The 16,386-nt window shown below is 53.2% G+C and carries 14 protein-coding genes and 1 pseudogene; 7 read left to right on the top strand and 8 right to left on the bottom strand.

The annotated features are described in order from the left end of the window. The first annotated feature begins 116 nt into the window (after nucleotides 1–116). On the top strand, nucleotides 117–2,138 hold the full coding sequence (locus tag ACGHM3_RS00800) for a hydantoinase/oxoprolinase family protein (protein ID WP_345416086.1): 2,022 nt from the start codon (nucleotides 117–119) through the stop codon (nucleotides 2,136–2,138). Between the two features lie 617 nt (nucleotides 2,139–2,755). On the opposite strand, the gene rpmG is transcribed toward ACGHM3_RS00800, so the two are convergent. The 3 genes from rpmG to radC all read right to left on the bottom strand — a co-directional run bounded on the left by rpmG (nucleotide 2,756) and on the right by radC (nucleotide 4,156). After that, complete coding sequence (rpmG, locus tag ACGHM3_RS00795; RefSeq protein ID WP_345416088.1) at nucleotides 2,756–2,911, bottom strand: 50S ribosomal protein L33; 156 nt, start codon at nucleotides 2,909–2,911, stop codon at nucleotides 2,756–2,758. 26 nt (nucleotides 2,912–2,937) lie between these two features. Next, complete coding sequence (rpmB, locus tag ACGHM3_RS00790; RefSeq protein ID WP_345416091.1) at nucleotides 2,938–3,174, bottom strand: 50S ribosomal protein L28; 237 nt, start codon at nucleotides 3,172–3,174, stop codon at nucleotides 2,938–2,940. A gap of 307 nt (nucleotides 3,175–3,481) precedes the next feature. Further along, the gene (gene radC / locus ACGHM3_RS00785) at nucleotides 3,482–4,156 is read right to left on the bottom strand and encodes a DNA repair protein RadC (RefSeq protein WP_345416094.1); all 675 of its coding nucleotides are present in this window, start codon (nucleotides 4,154–4,156) and stop codon (nucleotides 3,482–3,484) included. 186 nt (nucleotides 4,157–4,342) lie between these two features. On the opposite strand from radC, the gene coaBC reads away from it, so the two are divergent. From coaBC to slmA, 4 genes are all read left to right on the top strand, one after another. Then, on the top strand, nucleotides 4,343–5,551 hold the full coding sequence (coaBC, locus tag ACGHM3_RS00780; RefSeq protein ID WP_345416320.1) for a bifunctional phosphopantothenoylcysteine decarboxylase/phosphopantothenate--cysteine ligase CoaBC: 1,209 nt from the start codon (nucleotides 4,343–4,345) through the stop codon (nucleotides 5,549–5,551). Nucleotides 5,552–5,575: 24 nt separating this feature from the next. Then, nucleotides 5,576–7,972, top strand: a complete 2,397-nt coding sequence (locus ACGHM3_RS00775) for a phosphomannomutase/phosphoglucomutase (RefSeq protein ID WP_390517734.1) — start codon at nucleotides 5,576–5,578, stop codon at nucleotides 7,970–7,972. 241 nt (nucleotides 7,973–8,213) lie between these two features. Continuing rightward, the gene (gene argB / locus ACGHM3_RS00770) at nucleotides 8,214–9,119 is read left to right on the top strand and encodes an acetylglutamate kinase (RefSeq protein ID WP_345416100.1); all 906 of its coding nucleotides are present in this window, start codon (nucleotides 8,214–8,216) and stop codon (nucleotides 9,117–9,119) included. 291 nt (nucleotides 9,120–9,410) lie between these two features. Beyond that, nucleotides 9,411–10,025: a nucleoid occlusion factor SlmA gene (gene slmA / locus ACGHM3_RS00765; protein ID WP_345416103.1), complete on the top strand. Its 615-nt coding sequence runs from the start codon at nucleotides 9,411–9,413 to the stop codon at nucleotides 10,023–10,025. Nucleotides 10,026–10,153: 128 nt separating this feature from the next. On the opposite strand, the gene ACGHM3_RS00760 is transcribed toward slmA, so the two are convergent. Together ACGHM3_RS00760 and pyrE are read right to left on the bottom strand one after the other, a co-directional pair. After that, entirely contained in the window at nucleotides 10,154–10,801 is a 648-nt protein-coding gene (locus ACGHM3_RS00760) for a hypothetical protein (protein WP_345416106.1), read from the bottom strand. A 2-nt stretch (nucleotides 10,802–10,803) separates the two neighbouring features. After that, nucleotides 10,804–11,451 (bottom strand): orotate phosphoribosyltransferase, encoded by a 648-nt coding sequence (gene pyrE / locus ACGHM3_RS00755; protein ID WP_345416109.1) that lies wholly within the window; start codon nucleotides 11,449–11,451, stop codon nucleotides 10,804–10,806. Nucleotides 11,452–11,545: 94 nt separating this feature from the next. Between pyrE and ACGHM3_RS00750 the strand changes: the two genes are divergently transcribed. After that, nucleotides 11,546–12,316 carry an exodeoxyribonuclease III gene (locus tag ACGHM3_RS00750; RefSeq protein WP_345416112.1) on the top strand — a complete coding sequence of 257 codons (771 nt, stop codon included), beginning with the start codon at nucleotides 11,546–11,548 and terminating at the stop codon, nucleotides 12,314–12,316. Nucleotides 12,317–12,395: 79 nt separating this feature from the next. Here the strand turns inward: ACGHM3_RS00750 and rph are convergent, their stop codons facing one another. Continuing rightward, nucleotides 12,396–13,121 (bottom strand): ribonuclease PH, encoded by a 726-nt coding sequence (gene rph / locus ACGHM3_RS00745; protein WP_345416117.1) that lies wholly within the window; start codon nucleotides 13,119–13,121, stop codon nucleotides 12,396–12,398. Between the two features lie 243 nt (nucleotides 13,122–13,364). Between rph and ACGHM3_RS00740 the strand changes: the two genes are divergently transcribed. Further along, a complete protein-coding gene (locus ACGHM3_RS00740; RefSeq protein WP_345416120.1) occupies nucleotides 13,365–14,228 on the top strand; it encodes a YicC/YloC family endoribonuclease in 864 nt (287 codons plus the stop codon). Nucleotides 14,229–14,503: 275 nt separating this feature from the next. Here the strand turns inward: ACGHM3_RS00740 and ACGHM3_RS00735 are convergent. Continuing rightward, nucleotides 14,504–15,945, bottom strand: a pseudogene (locus ACGHM3_RS00735) (DUF927 domain-containing protein); the annotation flags it as partial. Then, entirely contained in the window at nucleotides 15,932–16,189 is a 258-nt protein-coding gene (locus tag ACGHM3_RS00730) for an AlpA family transcriptional regulator (RefSeq protein ID WP_345416124.1), read from the bottom strand. The gene ACGHM3_RS00730 and the pseudogene ACGHM3_RS00735, both read right to left, overlap by 14 nt. Between the last annotated feature and the right edge of the window lie 197 nt (nucleotides 16,190–16,386).

Below are 16,386 nucleotides of genomic sequence, written 5' to 3'. Positions count from 1 at the left end.
AGAGGCTCTCGGGCATTTCGGTGAGGTTTGGGATAATACCCCAAGCACGCATTCAGTTAAGCGCCAAATTTTGCTATTTTGCTCGGCTTCACCCAACAACCCCAGCAGGAATTAACGTGCCCACTCCATCCGAAGCAACCACTGCATTCAGCCATTTATTAGGGGTGGATACCGGAGGCACCTTTACGGATTTTGTTGCGGTTGATCTCGCCAACGGTGATTATCGGCCACACAAAGTACTGTCCACACCGGACAACCCCGCTCTGGCGATCGTCCAGGGTATCGAACAGTTGGGGTTAGCCGATGCCGTTGCCGCAGGCCTTGTGCAAATAGTGCACGGCAGCACCGTGGCCACCAATGCCGCTTTGGAGCGCAAAGGAGTGCGCACCGCTTATATCACCAATCGAGGCTTGGCCGACACCCTGACCATTGGCCGCCAAACCCGGCGCGAGCTCTACGACTTACAGCCAGAACCCAGCCAGCCACCAGTACCCAAGGAGCTGTGCCTAGAGATCGACTGCCGACGCGCCGCTAATGGCAGCATAGTGACAGAGCTCAGTGATGCAGCCATCGCCGAACTTGCCCAACAACTGGCGCAACTGGCACCGGAGGCCGTGGCCATCAATCTACTGTTTGCCCATCTCAACGATGCTGAGGAGCGGCGCATCAAGGCCACCTTAGAGCAGCACTATTTTGTCAGCAGCTCGGCCTTTGTTCTGCCCGAGCCTGGCGAGTACGAGCGCGGCATAGCCACTTGGTTAAACGCCTATCTTGGCCCCAAAGTGGCAGGCTACATGCGTTACTTACAGCAGGCGATACATCCTTCGCCACTGGCGGTAATGCAATCCAATGGCGGCACAATGGATGCCCAACAGGCCGGCCAGCGCGCAGTGAATATGTTGCTTTCCGGGCCGGCGGGTGGCCTCAGCGCTACTCAAGCTTTGGCCCAGCAGATCAACCAGCCTCGCCTGCTTACCTTTGATATGGGCGGCACCTCCACTGATGTTGCCCTGATGGACCACGGCATTAAATTAACCACCGAAGGTCACCTTGGTGATTGGCCCATCGCCGTGCCCATGGTAGACATGCACACCATCGGCGCCGGCGGAGGCTCCTTGGCCTATGTTGATGCCGGCGGCCTGCTGCAAGTGGGGCCGGAATCCGCTGGCGCCAAGCCGGGACCTGCGTGTTACGGCCTGGGCGGCAGCCAGCCCACGGTGACCGATGCCAACGCCGTTCTGGGCCTATTGCGACCGGACAACAGATTGGGCGGGCACATGACGCTGGACGCCGCAGCGGCCGAGCAGGCGTTAGCGCCCATGGCCAGGGCATTGGAAACCACAGTGGCCCGTGCCGCCAGGGGCATCGTGGATGTGGTCAATGAACGCATGACGGCTGCATTGAGGGTGATTTCGGTTAATAAAGGCTACAACCCAAAAGATTTCACGCTGTGTTGCTTCGGTGGCGCCGGCGGCCTGCACGTTTGCGCCCTGGCCGACAAACTGCGCATGACCCGCGCCGTGATTCCGGCCATGGGCGGTGTTTTTTCTGCTTTGGGAATGCTGTGTGCGCCCAAGGTAAGGCAGCTTTCCACCGCCTACCCCTGCGCCTTAAACGCCATAGCCACCGACAAACTGGATGCAATCATTGCCGATCTGAGCCAACAAGCCAGTGAACAACTGGCGGCAGAGGGTGTGGATATCTCCCAGGTATCGTTTAACGTGAGCCTGGATTTACGCTACTGCGGCCAGAGCTTTACCCTGAACGTAGACTTCACCGACCTAGCCCAGGCCGAGCAAGATTTCCACCGCCAACACCAACACCGCTATGGCCATAGACTTGAACTAGACGTGGAGTTAGTCACCCTTCGGCTGCGAGCCGAGGCACCAGCAGCGGCACCACAAGCCACACCAGCAGGGGCCTCAGGTTTAGCAACGGCACAGAACTCTGCTGCGCAACAACGCGCGGACTTGCCCGGCCGCGGCCCTACTCGCATTGTGCACCGGGAAGATCTGCAGTGCGGAGATGTCCTCACCGGGCCGGCACTGATTTGCGAAGCCCTTGCCACCACACTGATCGAAGCTAACTGGATTGGCACTGTGGATAAATTTGGGAATATCTTATTGAAAAAGAGCTGAGTAACTACTCACTCAAATAAGAGAGCGCACTCACTCGTGTGATAAAACAGTCGTGCTTAACCATCAAATTCTGCCAGCGCAGGGAGAGATAGCCGCAGTTCCGGCCTAAAGCCGGGTAGATGCTGGGCCGAGCTCGCTCACTCAAGTTATCCACAGAGATTTGGCCGACATTTCATCTGTGCATAACATTTTCACGGCGAGCCTGATAACACCAAACCCGGGATATTTCGTTAACGACTAACGAATAATACGCCGTCTTCACCGCCTCCATTTCTGGATTGAGCCCATCCACCGAGCTAGCTTTTAAGCACCGATATACATACGAATGACAAAATTTAAAATCCATATAAAACAATCGGTTACGCGATAAAATCTGGCGCCAATTTTCATTAGTCAAAATTGGCTACAATTAGCCTGTCCGAACACCACATTTTGATCAGGAATTACTAATAAATATACTATGCGACAGAGTAGAAAAATAAACGCGACAGTAACGCTCGTAAGAGTACGATTACCTGTGGATAAGTATGGGAATATTTATTTTGGGACTGAGCTATGAATAAGGGAATAGAAAGAGGAGATAAGCAGGTGGCCGAGTGGCCACCTGGCAAGGCAAATTACTTAATTTTGCCTTCTTTGTAGACCACATGCTTGCGAGCAACGGGATCAAACTTTTTGATCTCCATTTTCTCAGGCATAGTGCGCTTGTTTTTGGTGGTAGTGTAGAAGTGACCGGTACCGGCACTGGAATTTAAGCGAATCTTCTCACGCATGATAGAGCTCCTTTAATAGCCGGTTATTAAATTTTTTCGCCGCGAGCGCGCAGGTCCGACAATACTGCATCGATACCTTTTTTATCGATAATGCGCATACCTTTGGTAGACACTTTCAGTTTTACGAACTTGTTTTCGGAATCAACCCAGAAACGGTGAGTTTGCAGGTTTGGCAAAAAACGACGCTTAGTGTGGTTTTTTGCGTGTGATACGTTGTTTCCGGTAACCGGGCGCTTACCGGTGACCATGCATACCTTAGACATTTTCTAGCCTCGTTAACTAAATGGCGCCAATTCTAGTGCCCGTCTAATACACAGGCCGGCTTTGACAAATACGGTTTCGATTAATACTGGTTCAATCAAGCACTGTGGGCCGTTGCCACAAGCAAATTTGCCTGTATTAAAAGGACCCCTGTGCAAAGAGCCGCGTTTTATACCAGAAGCCTTTTGCAAGTGCAATAAAAACAACCCAAATTGGCGATATTACCGCCATATCGGCTCAACGGGCCTGCCGCCAACGGTACAAAGGCCACCCTGCGGCACACTGTTCAAAGTCACCATTTAGAGCCGATTAAAGCCAGCCGCGCTCGGCAAACGACACCACACGCTTATCGCCCACCACCATGTGATCCAGTACGCGAATATCCACCAGCCCCAGGGCTTGAATCAGTCGATCGGTGAGTTGCCGATCACTGAGGCTGGGTTCCGCCACCCCGGAAGGGTGGTTGTGAGCAAAAATAACCGCGGCGGCATTGTGCTCTAAACATTTGCGCACCACCTCTCGGCAATACACCGCAGCGGCATCGATGGTGCCATAGAACAGGGGCTCAAACCGAATCAATTGGTGTTGGCTATCCAGATACAGCACGCAAAACACTTCGCTGGGCTGATGTCGCAACTGAGCTTTAAGGTAATTGCGCACCTGATTAGGATCGGTGAGGGCATCGCCGCGCTCAAGTACCTCGGCCAAGTTTCGCTTGGCCATCTCCATAACCGCTTGCAGCTGGGCGTACTTAGCCGGGCCTAAGCCCTGGGCCTGGCAAAAATCGGCCTGGCTGGCGCACAACAGGCCCCGTAGGCTGCCGAACTCCTGCATAAGCTCACGGGCCAAATCCACCGCGCTTTTGCCGGCACAACCGGTGCGTAGAAAGATGGCCAGCAATTCAGCGTCGGACAACGCATTGGCCCCCTTTTGTAACAGTTTTTCCCGCGGCCGTTCAGCCACTGGCCAATCCGCAATGGCCATAATCTCCTCCTTGAGCATCATTGTCGGGCGAATATTGGAGTAACACCCGCCATTCACTCCACATTGTGCATGAGTTTGGCTGGATATCGCGCCGACCTCTGTGGGAAAATTCCCAACAAATCAGAAATTTGTGACCTGGGGCAAATTCACACCGTGCCACCAGGCCTAACCATAGAAGGCAAAACCATGGCCCTAGCCAACAAACGTATACTGCTCGGTGTTTCCGGCGGAATTGCGGCCTACAAATCCGCTGAACTGGTACGCCGCCTGATAGATAAGGGGGCTGAGGTGCGCGTGGTGATGACCCAGGGGGCGCAAAACTTCGTTACCCCGCTCACCTTCCAGGCGCTGTCTGGTAACCCGGTGCACACCGAGCTGCTAGACCCAGAAGCCGAAGCCGGCATGGGCCACATAGAGTTGGCTCGCTGGGCCGATGCCCTAGTAATCGCCCCGGCCAGCGCTAACCTGCTGGCCAGAGTCTGCCATGGCCAAGCAGACGATTTGCTAACCACCCTATGCCTGGCTCGGCGTTGCCCCCTGCTGGTAGCCCCAGCCATGAACCAAGCCATGTGGGCCAACCCCGCCACCCAACGCAATATGTCGCAACTGGCGGCCTTGGGCATCATGCAAATTGGCCCTGCCGCCGGCAGCCAAGCCTGCGGCGATGTGGGCCTGGGCCGCATGAGCGAGGTGCCGGAGATTATTGCCGCTGTGAGTGACGCGCTGACCCCTAACACGGCGCTTGCCGGCAAAACCGTTTTACTGACCGCAGGCCCTACTCGTGAAGCCATCGACCCGGTGCGCTACATCTCCAATCACAGCTCCGGCAAAATGGGCTACGCCCTTGCGCAGGCAGCGGCGCTGGCCGGTGCCGACGTTATTCTGGTTTCTGGCCCCACGGCATTGCCGGTGCCACCGGGCGTTCGCCGAATCGATGTGGACAGCGCCTTGAATATGCACACTGCGGTATTTGAGCACATAGAACGCTGCGATATTTTTATCGGCGCAGCGGCCGTGGCCGATTACCGACCGGATCAAGTAGCGAGCACTAAAATAAAGAAAACCGGCGCCGATAACCTAGCGGTTACCATGGTCAAAAACCCCGATATCATCAGCGAGGTGGCCGGCCGCACCAACAAACCCTTCACAGTGGGCTTTGCCGCTGAAACCAACCAAGTGATTGAATACGCACAGGACAAATTACAGCGCAAAGGGTTGGATATGATCATCGCCAACGATGTGTCTCGCACCGACATTGGCTTTAATTCGGACACCAATGAAGTGACCGTAATCTGGCCCACCGGCCAGCAAGCGCTGCCCCAGCTGGATAAAGCTGCGCTGGCAAAACAACTGATCGACCTGATTGCGCAACAGTGCACCCTGCTGCGTTGCTGATCGTAAGGATACCAAGTGCTGTCTTTGAAAAAGAAATCGTCCGCCAGCAGTGATGCACCGGAAAACACAAAAAAGCCCATTACAGTGTCGGCCCGAGAACTGCTGATTGTTTTAGCGGTGGTAATCACTGGCGCCTGGGTGTACTGGAGCCAGCAAAACCTAGTGGTTGCTAAACATCAACAGCAACTGTTAGCCGTTAGCCAGCAGCAGGCAAAGAAAGCCGAGGAGCTGTTGCAGTTCCATGTACGGCGCATCAGTGGCCTGTTAGTTCAATTCAGTGAGCGGGGCATACTGCTCGATGCACTAGCCAAACAAGACAGCGACCTGCAAAGCTGGCAGAGCAACCTCACCAGGTCGCTGCCGAAAAACAGCGAAGGCGCCATCCTGCGCATGGACATCGCTCCGGAAGCCCAGTACCCGGAAATGGCGCTTCGCTTTGCCGAGCTGGATCTGATTAACCAAGCCAAGCGTAGCGAAAACACGGTGCCAGAGATTGGCGGCGATAATGGCCAAAAAGTGGCGACGTTTGTTAGCCCAATTCAAGCCCCCGATGCCCAATCGGATAAGCCTATCGGCGTTACCCTTGCCCGGGTGCCGGTGGGCTATTTCAGCCAAGCCTTTGCGCGCAACGGTAACTTCGACGGAAAAGTTCGGCTGATCCAAACCTTTGCCAAAACCAAACCACAAACGGTGCTCAATTCCGGTCAAGGCAGCGGCCAGGAGGTGGTGGTGAAGATAAATCATTTGTGGTCCCTGCATTTTCAACCTGGCCCCAAATTGGCAGCTTCGGTAAAACACACCCCCTGGGCGCTGTACATCAGCTGGCCCATTGTGTTGCTCGTGGCCCTGGCCGCCGCGCTGCTGATCGCCAGCAAACATGCACGCATTCAAGCTTCTAAAACCGCCAACGCTAACGCGCGTAACCAAAACTCCATCATGGCCGTGCAAGTGGCCGCGGAAGACCAAAATTTACTGGCCGGCGAGTCCGCTGGCCGTAGCGCACCCAAAAGCGAAGCCGCGGCCACACGGCCGGCCACGGCCAACAGCCAATTTCCCAGACAAGTATTTCGCGCCTACGATGTCCGCGGCCTTGCGCCGCAGCAAATCAACGCCAGCTTTGCCGAGCACCTGGGCAAAGCCATAGGCACGCGGTTAAAAAGCGACAACAGCAATACCATTTTCGTAGGCCGAGACGGCCGCAGCTCTAGCCCAGATTTATGCCAGGCACTGATCGCCGGGCTCAACAGCACTGGTGTTAATGTGCTGGAACTGGGTTTGGTGCCATCGCCTTTGCTGTATTACGCCGTCGCCACCTCCCAGGAGTGCGACAACGGCGTTATCGTCACCGCCAGCCATAACAGCGCCGACTATAACGGCTTTAAAATAACCCTTGCCGGGCAAAGTTTATCCGAAGAAGAAATTCAGCAACTGCATTCGGTCATGGAAAGCGGCAAATTTGCCAAGGGCCAAGGCAATAGCCGCTCCGCTCCGGTAACCGACAACTACATCGACGAAATTTTGTCCGACATCGCTTTAATGGGCGAAGTAAAATTGGTCATTGACGCCGGCAACGGTGCCACCAGCGAAATTGCTCCGCTGTTATTTTCGGAGATGGGCTGCGACGTGATTCCACTGTACTGCGAGGTGGACGGCAGCTTCCCCAACCACGACCCGGATCCAAGCAAAGCCGCAAACCTGCAAGATTTGATTGCCAAGGTTGAGGCCGAGCAGGCCGACCTAGGTGTAGCCTTTGACGGCGACGGTGATCGTATTTTTGTGGTGACGCAATCCGGTGAGATCATTACCCCAGATCGCCTACTGATGTTATTTGCGCGGGATATTGTCGCCCGCAATCCAGGCACAGATGTGGTATACGATGTTAAATGCACCCGCCAGTTGGGCACGTTAATCAGTAGCTATGGTGGCCGCCCTGTGATGTGGAAAACTGGCCACGCCAATATGAAAAATAAAATTCAGGAAACCGGCGCCTTACTGGGCGGTGAATATTCCGGCCATATTTTTATCAAAGATCGCTGGCACGGGTTCGACGATGGCATGTTCGCCGCGGCCCGGCTGTTGGAAATTATGTCCCTGCGCGAGCAGAGCCTAGACGACATTTTTGAGGCCTTCCCGATATTGCCGTCGTCGCCGGAAATTCGCATCCCAGTGCCGGACGAGAAAAAGTTTGCCATCATTGAGAAATTAATCGAGTTTGGCGACTTTCAATCCGGCACAGCTTCTACAATCGACGGCCTAAGAGTAGACTTCGCCAAGGGCTGGGGTTTAGCCCGGGCCTCCAACACCGGTCCGGAATTAACTCTGCGCTTTGAAGGCGAGACCGAAGACGTCATTGAGCAACTAAAAATGCTATTTAAACGCGAGCTCGAAAAAGTCGACGCCAACTTGAATCTCGATTTCTAAGGAGTCTCTGATTAATATTGGCGAGGCAGCCGGCGCAGGCGAAATGACCGAGAAAGCGAAGTTTATGGGATCAAAATGATCATTTTGAGGTTATTTTTAACGCAGCGATGGCAACGCAGGTAATTAATCAGACACTCCCTAAATTATTGGCGCACAAGCACCATTAGTCTAACCCCAGGGCCAACGAGGGCCCGGGTTTGCCACCATATTTACCCAATCAACTGCTAGAGGTTACATCATCATGTCATTGGACCGTACCGCCGCTATGAACATCGCCGAGGTACTCACCGAAGCCCTGCCTTACATTCAGCGCTTCACGGGTAAAACCATCGTCGTTAAATTTGGCGGCAACGCTATGGTGGATGTGGCCTTGCAAAATAGCTTTGCGCGGGATGTGGTGTTGATGAAAGCCGTGGGCATGAACCCCATAGTCGTGCACGGTGGCGGCCCTCAAATTGGCCAGTTGCTGGAGAAGCTCAATATCCAATCCGAATTCGTAGACGGCATGCGCGTCACCGACAGCGCCACCATGGACGTGGTTGAAATGGTGCTAGGCGCCACGGTGAATAAGCAGATTGTGAGTTTAATTAACAATAACGGCGGCCAAGCCATCGGTGTCACCGGTAAAGATGGCCAGTTGATTCGTGCCAAAAAGCTGTCCGTGAAGCGCAAAACCCCTGAAGTCAGCGCGACGGAGATCGTCGATATCGGCCATGTGGGCGAGGTGCGCTCTATCAATACCAGCGTTATCGACATGCTGATTAACAGCCATTTTATCCCGGTGATTGCGCCCATTGGCGTGGGCGAGGACGGCTCTTCTTACAACATCAACGCCGACCTAGTGGCCGGAAAAATCGCCGAGGTCGTACAAGCGGAGAAGCTCATGCTATTAACCAACGTCGCCGGTTTGCAAAGTAAAAATGGTGAAGTACTTACCGGTTTAAGCACAGAGCAGGTGGATAACCTCATTGCCGATGGCACCATTTACGGCGGCATGCTGCCCAAAATTCAATGCGCGTTGGATGCCGTTAAAAGCGGCGTGAACTCGGCGCACATCATTGATGGACGTGTCGACCATGCTGTATTGCTGGAAATTTTCACCGATGCCGGGGTGGGCACACTCATCACAAACCGTAGCCAGCACTGATCATTGGGTTAAGCTTTTTTAATTTGGTCATTTTTTAACACAATTGGCAAAACCGTTTTTGTGTGTGGGCAGGTAAGTCAATACTCACCAGCACGATTTTTGCTAAAAAACACTACCTTATTTACCACCAAGTACTAGAACTGTGACTGATGTCTAGTATTATTTAAGGCAGCCGGTGTTCCACTGGCTGCGTTAAGATTGATCGGCTCGGTAGGCTATCAATGGAGTGGGCCATCGAATCGGCCTTAACAAAAGATGGCTGACGGCCACTAGACTTATAAGTCCCCCGCTATGACCAAATCAGAACAAAAAATCTCTCGCAAACAGGAGATACTGCAAGCGCTTGCTCACATGCTGGAAGTGTCTGCAGGCGACCGAATTACCACCGCCAAACTTGCCCAACAAGTGGGCTTTTCTGAAGCAGCTCTTTACCGCCACTTCCCCAGCAAATCAAAAATGTTTGAAGGCCTGATCGAGTTTATCGAAGAAACGGTGTTTACGCGCATTAATCTGATTTTGAGCGAAGAGGAAATGGCGTTACCGCGTTTGGAACAAATTATGGTGCTGCTGCTCACCTTCACCGAACGCAACCCTGGCATCACGCGCATCCTAACCGGCGATGCTCTCACCGGCGAAAACGAACGCTTACAGAATCGGGTGGTGCAATTCTACGACCGCCTGGAAACCCAAATTAAGCAGATTATCCGCGAGGCCGAAGTGCGCGAGGGCATTCGCCCCGAAATTGGCGTCACCGCCGGAGCAAACGTGCTGATTGCCGTGGTTGAGGGACGCATTGCCCAGTACGTAAGAAGCGGATTTAAACGCTCCCCTAGCGACCACTGGGCGGATCAATGGCAACTTATCACCAGCCAGTTTTTTCGGCCAGCGTTGGCCACCGCGCCTTAACACCGTAGGAATTTAACACCACGGGCACTCGGCAACCCTGAAGCGGCAGACCTGCCGTTTCACGGTAGTAACCGATCTGAGAGGGATTTTAGGCCTATCTTTGAGGCAAAAGGATTTCCGGGACCGGACTAACGACGCTCGTCTAAACGTTGTTGTATTTTTAAAAAGCGGTCTATATCTCGGTCGAATCGGCTGGCAACTTCGTCGTAGTCTGCCAAACGATTTTCGATCATACGTTCGGCGGCGGCACGCTCTAGCTTGAAGTTTTTGATGTTGGTGAGAATGGCCTCAGGTACATCCTGGCCACGGCGCTCGCGATCCGCGGCTTTGGCTTGCTCGCGGGCGATTTGTGAATCCAAACTGACGATATTACCGCGCAAAATCGCCAGGCTGGTGTTGATTTCGGCCAAGCGCCGAGATTTGGCAGACTCAACATCCGCTGCAGTGCTGTAGCGTTTGAGCAGCTCGCGGTCCCATTTGATTTCCGCTTCTTTTTCTTCGGTTAGCCGCTTGAGCTCCTCTACCCCGGCGGCATCCAAGCCTGGGTCGACCACACGGATCACATCGCCGTGCATATTGACCACCTCATAGCCGCCCTGCACATACTCCGGCGGGATGGTGGAATTGAGTACTTTAACGCCGTCTTTGTTGGTGTAGCGGTACATTTCCCGCCGTTCAGCAGCTTGCAGATCTCCGGCCACGGACCAGCACAGCGAAGCGATCAATAAGTTGCTGCCAAAACGCGGAAAGACAGATGATAAAAAGCTGCTCAGCAAGGTTACTCTACTCCGTATTCCTGTCGGTAGGCTTGCACCTGGGCAATCAATTGCTCCTGACCTTCGGTTTCTGTTTTCAGATAGTCGATAATATCATTGAGGTTGACGATACTGATCACAGGAATATTAAACTCGCGCTCCACTTCTTGGATGGCACTGAGCTCACCCTGGCCCCGCTCCTGGCGATTTAGGCCAATCAACACGGCTGCGGGCGTTGCGCCGGCTTGGTTCACGATTGTCATCACTTCACGCACGGCGGTGCCTGCGGTGATCACGTCATCGATAATGGCCACTCGGCCGGTCAGCGGCGCGCCCACCAATATACCACCTTCTCCGTGATCTTTGGCTTCCTTGCGATTGAAACAATAGGGCATGTCTTTTTGATGATGATCACTCAACGCAATAGCCGTGGTGGCTGCCAGCGGTATACCTTTATAGGCTGGGCCGAAAATCATATCGATGGCAACACCGGAGCGGACAATGGCCTCGGCATAGCAACGCCCCAACTTTGCCAAAGCAGCGCCGGTTTGGAAGCGCCCAGCATTGAAAAAGTATGGACTCTGGCGGCCCGACTTCAAGGTGAACTGGCCAAAGGTGAGCACTTGCTGATCAATGGCCAATTTGATGAACGCTTTTTGGTACTCAAGCATAGTAAATACTCTGCAAAATCAGGAATAAACTGTAACTGTCTAACAAAATAGTTAAAACGCCGGTATCATACACGTTCGTAATCAAGGGGCGAATATGCGAATTATCAGTTTGAGCGTGGACGGCATTCATCAGGCCGCCCAGCGAGGTCTATACGAGTGGTTGTCCGAGCAAGATGCGGATATCGTATGCCTACAGGACCTACGTGCTCTGGAGTATGAATTAGACCACGACATTTTTCACCCAGAGGGCTACTTTGCCTACTTTTTCGACTCTGGTGTGAAGCATTATAACGGTGTTGCCATCTACAGCCGCTATCAACCTAAAGCCCTAATCTACGGCTTGGGCTTCAGCAGTGGTGTGGATATGGAGGGCCGCTATCTGCAGGCCGACTTCGAACATATCAGCATCGGCTCATTATTAGCCCCGAGCGCCAGCTCTGAATTGGAATCCGCCGATGTAAAGGCTAAGTTCTTTGATGATTTCCAGGCGCACTTGCACAAGATTACCCGCAAACGCCGGGATTACATCTTTTGCGGTAACTGGCAAATGGCGCACAAGCCCGCTGATGTGCAAAACGACCGCAACAATGAAGGCAATTCTGGTTACTTGCCCATGGAACGCCAGTGGATGGACCAACTGTATCGCCAGATTGGTTATACCGATGCCTTCCGTTGCGTAAACCGCGATTGCGACGAATACACCAGCTGGCCCAGCGGCGTGGTTGGCGAGGGGGATGGTTGGCGTATGGATTTACAGGTGATTTCCAACAACCTGAAAAGCCGCGTGGAATACGGCGTAATCTACAAGAACAAAGCGTTCTCGTCCCACCTACCGGTAATTATGGATTACGACATCGAAATATAATCTACCAGCAACTTCGTAGCCGCCTGCCCCGCTTCACACTTCAAAACAGCCGCTCCATGAGCGGCTGTTTTGGTTTGGCCTAGTCGGCCAGGGCTTGGCGCTGCAATTGATGAATCTCGGCCAGCCCAGCTTTCGCACTGGCCAGCATTTCGGTGAACTGAGCCTCACTGAATGGGTCGGCCTCGGCGGTACCCTGTACCTCAATTAAGCCGCCACCTTCGCACATAACAATGTTCATATCGGCCTCGGCGTTGCTGTCTTCGGGGTAATCCAAATCCAGTACCACCTGATTTTGATAAATACCCACCGATACCGCTGCCACCAGATTGGGCATGGGCTCGGCGCCGGCGGCCAGTAGGCCTCGCTCCTGCATCACGCTTAGGGCGTCGGCAATGGCCACGCCGCTACCGCTGATGGCCGCTGTGCGGGTGCCGCCATCGGCCTGGATAACATCGCAATCAACCTTAATGGTGTTCTCACCCAGAGCCCCTAGGTTGATGGCCGCGCGCAACGAGCGGCCAATCAAACGCTGAATCTCCACCGTGCGCCCGCCCTGCTTGCCACGGGCCGCTTCGCGGTCCATACGGGTGCCGGTGGAGCGCGGCAACATGCCGTATTCCGCCGTAACCCAACCGCGGCCTTCACCGCGCATAAAGCGAGGCACGCCCTCCTCCACTGTTGCCGTGCACAGCACTTTGGTATCGCCAAATTCCACCAATACCGAGCCTTCGGCGTGTTTGGTGTAGTGGCGATGGAAGCGCACGCTGCGCAGTTGGTTGAGTTCTCGACCGCTGGGTCTTGTCATAATGCTTCTCCGGGCTGTGGCCTTGGCTTGCTGCTTTATAGAATAAACTGCATTATAACCAGGCTCGATGGGATTGGGGCTATCTGGGGGCCACAATCGCAATCCAAAAAGCGCACAAGGCTCATCCTTTGATGCCGTCCACCGGCCAAAAATTGATCACGCAGCGCCGGTGTAGAACGCAAACCAACAAAAACACGCGCACAAAAATAATTGAGCCAGCGCCGCAACAACAAGGTAAATCTTATGACACGCAGTATGACCGGCTTTGCCCGCCACGAATGCAGTTTTGATTGGGGCAATGTTGCCTGGGAAATTCGCTCAGTAAATCACCGCTATCTAGAGCCCCATTTTCGCCTGCCAGAAAACCTCAAAGCCCTGGAACCCCAATTACGCGATCAACTGCGCAAGCGCCTGGGACGCGGTAAGGTGGAAGTTAACTTGCAATATCAAGCTGGTGAAAAAAATCAGCAACTGGAATTAAACACAGACTTTCTGGCCAAGCTCAGCCAAGCTGTAGATTGCGTAGCTCAGGGCCTAACCAATGCCGCGCCGCTCAACCCGCTAGAAGTTATGCGCTGGCCCGGTATTATTCAAACCGCGCCACTGGATTTTGAACAAATGCAAAGCGATGCGTTGTCGGGGTTTGATCAAGCGCTAACCCAGCTTATTGATCAGCGTACCCGAGAAGGCACCGAGCTGCAAAACCTGATCGAAACGCGGCTGGATACCATCGTAGAATTAGTGGCTAAAGTTCGCACCTTAATGCCCGATATTTTAGCCAACCAAAAGCAGAAGATTTTAGAGAAAATAAACGCATTGCAAGTGGAAATAGACCAAAGCCGCTTAGAGCAAGAGCTGGTTTATTTAGCGCAAAAATCCGATGTAGACGAAGAAATGGACCGCTTGGAAACCCACGTGGCGGAAGTCAAACACTGCTTTAAACAAAAAAATCCCATCGGTCGCCGCCTAGATTTTTTAATGCAGGAACTCAATCGCGAAGCCAATACCTTGTCTTCCAAATCCACCGTCAGCGACACTACTCAAATAGCGGTGGATTTAAAAGTACTGATCGAGCAAATGCGCGAACAGGTGCAGAATATCGAATAGTTTTTTTACCCGTCCAAGAATGTCTTAAAAGCCCTGTTATTTGCTTGTAAATATAGGGCTTTTTTATTTTTCCCGTCCAAATCGGTTTGCAGATGTCCGTTACCAACTACCTGTTTAGTGGTGGGCAGAATGGTGGGCAGTCCCCTCATTTTTGCTCAATAAGCATTTTGCGGTGAGCAAATTGGTGGGCAGTAAGTTGCCTGATTTTCGCATTTAACTCGCCACCACAACAGGTTAGCTGCTGATTCAATAAGCAAATCGGTGGTGGGCCGCCATTGATCTTCATTGGCGGCTACACCACCGCGAGCAAGTATCCATTGGTTAAGCTGGCTTAAACAGGCGGCTTCGACACTTTGAGCTGGCCAATCAAGTACTTTGGCTTGAATGGCTAACAACCCGGCGCTAGCCAGTAAGGCAAATTTTTCGGCAACTCGGCGCACTTGGCCGTCTGCTTCAGGTGACAAGCTGGTTAAAAAGCGTTGGCGTACGTTTTGGAAAACGGGTCGCACCTGCGCACTGTGCTTCGTTAAATACCGTAACCAGTCCAAGGCCAAGCTGCCGTAATGTTGGCAGCTTTGCTGTTTTAGGTGATCGGCTAAATCGGCGGCGTTCATACCATGACTCTGGTTAAACACGCCCATTTGCGCTCCGGCATCGGCACTGAGATCAATCACGCGCACTTGCTGCCCCGCTTTCACGCGCTTGCCGATACTGGCAAGATGGCTTTCGAGTGTCACTTCACCAGTAGATAAAAACACCTAACGCCAACGCGCGGGTAAGCGCATTTCACCGTATTTGCCTGCACGGGTTTTACCTTGGCCATTGGCAAGCATATAAGCGACATCGCCTGCCTCTTTTGGGTCAACTTCGCCCATTTCATTGAGCGCCAGCAAGGCATCGTTATGCGCTAATGCTGTGCCTTCTAAACCGTTGGCCGTGGCACGCCAACTGTGGCGCAGTTGATTAGGCTCGCCCCACACCGATAATGCTGGATACAGCGCTGCGGTTTTACCAGTACTGCTGGCACCATAGAGGTGTAAACCAAAACCATCCACCCCACACAAGTGCAACAAAGGCGCAGCCAGTGCAGCGCAGACACCAACAATCAATAGCGGGTTATCCAGACAATAACGGCCAACGTGCTGCCGCCAACTGTCGCTACTACCTTGTTGAATAAAGCCTTCTATCGGGTGCATGGTTTGCAGCACCATGCGTGGGTTGTTGCTGTGTTCGCTTGGGTAAAAGGTGAGGCGCGGATGCGCATAAGCGTGGTGATGCCAACCAATACAGTTCACGCTAATGGCCTTTTGCTTGGCCAGCTCGCCCATTTGTTGAATAAACAACGAGAGCAACTGCCGCGCTTTGACACTGTTGCTTAGCCGCATACCTCGGCTGAGTAGGATTCGGCGGTACTCGCTGCCGTCTCCGGCCAATAGTTCTGCTGGCATGGCCCAATAGCGATGGCGATTGTCATCGTCTAACCAGTGCAATAAATAGCCCCTTTTTGTTTATATAGAGAAGTGTCCCCTTGCGGATCGCGAGTACGAGCAGCTACTTGCAGCCAAGAACAAATTTTGACAGGGCTATCTTGCCCAGCCGATTGCATCACCAGCCAGTTTTGCGCGTTATAGGCAAAACCAGCTGGTAATTTTGGCTCGTTGCTATGCATATCACTGGCAGGTAATTGGTTTGATGCTGATGGTTTATCCACGGCCATAAGCAGCACCGATACGGCGGGTTTCAATCCACTGGTCGATATCGCTTTCTAACCAGCCCACGGCACGCGCACCAATACGAATGGATCGGGGAAATTCCCCGTTGGCCCCTCTCTGTATATAAATAGGGGCATAAATGGTACTGCGGCCAAAGCCAGTTTTGGCCTTTACCTCGGGTAATCGCAAAATCCGCTGCTGACGCGCTGGGTGTACTGAGTTTGTGGGTAATTGTGTGGTTGGGTTCATCGTTTGCTTCCTCACTGATCTGTTAAGTTCAGTTAGGAGTTTGCCAGTACTAATCGGACGCAGTAGGCAGATAAATGCCCAGATCGTGCAGCTTTCTGAGGGTACAGGTCGCTACTTGCCCCAGTTTGTAGATAGTGCCCAAAACAATAAATGCGCTGTGGGGCAGGGTTGGTTTGTGGCTAAATGGCATGAATTAA

Origin of the sequence: Halioxenophilus aromaticivorans (assembly GCF_042850945.1) — a bacterium.
Taxonomy (GTDB): domain Bacteria; phylum Pseudomonadota; class Gammaproteobacteria; order Pseudomonadales; family Cellvibrionaceae; genus Halioxenophilus; species Halioxenophilus aromaticivorans.
This window is presented reverse-complemented; position numbering and strand designations above follow the sequence as displayed.

Coding starts and splice junctions, on each gene's coding strand:
- radC (WP_345416094.1), bottom strand. CDS start 4,156: ATGGCCATTGCGGATTGGCCAGTGGCTGAACGGCCGCGGGAAAAACTG.
- ACGHM3_RS00730 (WP_345416124.1), bottom strand. CDS start 16,189: ATGAACCCAACCACACAATTACCCACAAACTCAGTACACCCAGCGCGT.
- ACGHM3_RS00740 (WP_345416120.1), top strand. CDS start 13,365: ATGACACGCAGTATGACCGGCTTTGCCCGCCACGAATGCAGTTTTGAT.
- rpmB (WP_345416091.1), bottom strand. CDS start 3,174: ATGTCTAAGGTATGCATGGTCACCGGTAAGCGCCCGGTTACCGGAAAC.
- coaBC (WP_345416320.1), top strand. CDS start 4,343: ATGGCCCTAGCCAACAAACGTATACTGCTCGGTGTTTCCGGCGGAATT.
- pyrE (WP_345416109.1), bottom strand. CDS start 11,451: ATGCTTGAGTACCAAAAAGCGTTCATCAAATTGGCCATTGATCAGCAA.
- slmA (WP_345416103.1), top strand. CDS start 9,411: ATGACCAAATCAGAACAAAAAATCTCTCGCAAACAGGAGATACTGCAA.
- rph (WP_345416117.1), bottom strand. CDS start 13,121: ATGACAAGACCCAGCGGTCGAGAACTCAACCAACTGCGCAGCGTGCGC.
- argB (WP_345416100.1), top strand. CDS start 8,214: ATGTCATTGGACCGTACCGCCGCTATGAACATCGCCGAGGTACTCACC.
- rpmG (WP_345416088.1), bottom strand. CDS start 2,911: ATGCGTGAGAAGATTCGCTTAAATTCCAGTGCCGGTACCGGTCACTTC.
- ACGHM3_RS00750 (WP_345416112.1), top strand. CDS start 11,546: ATGCGAATTATCAGTTTGAGCGTGGACGGCATTCATCAGGCCGCCCAG.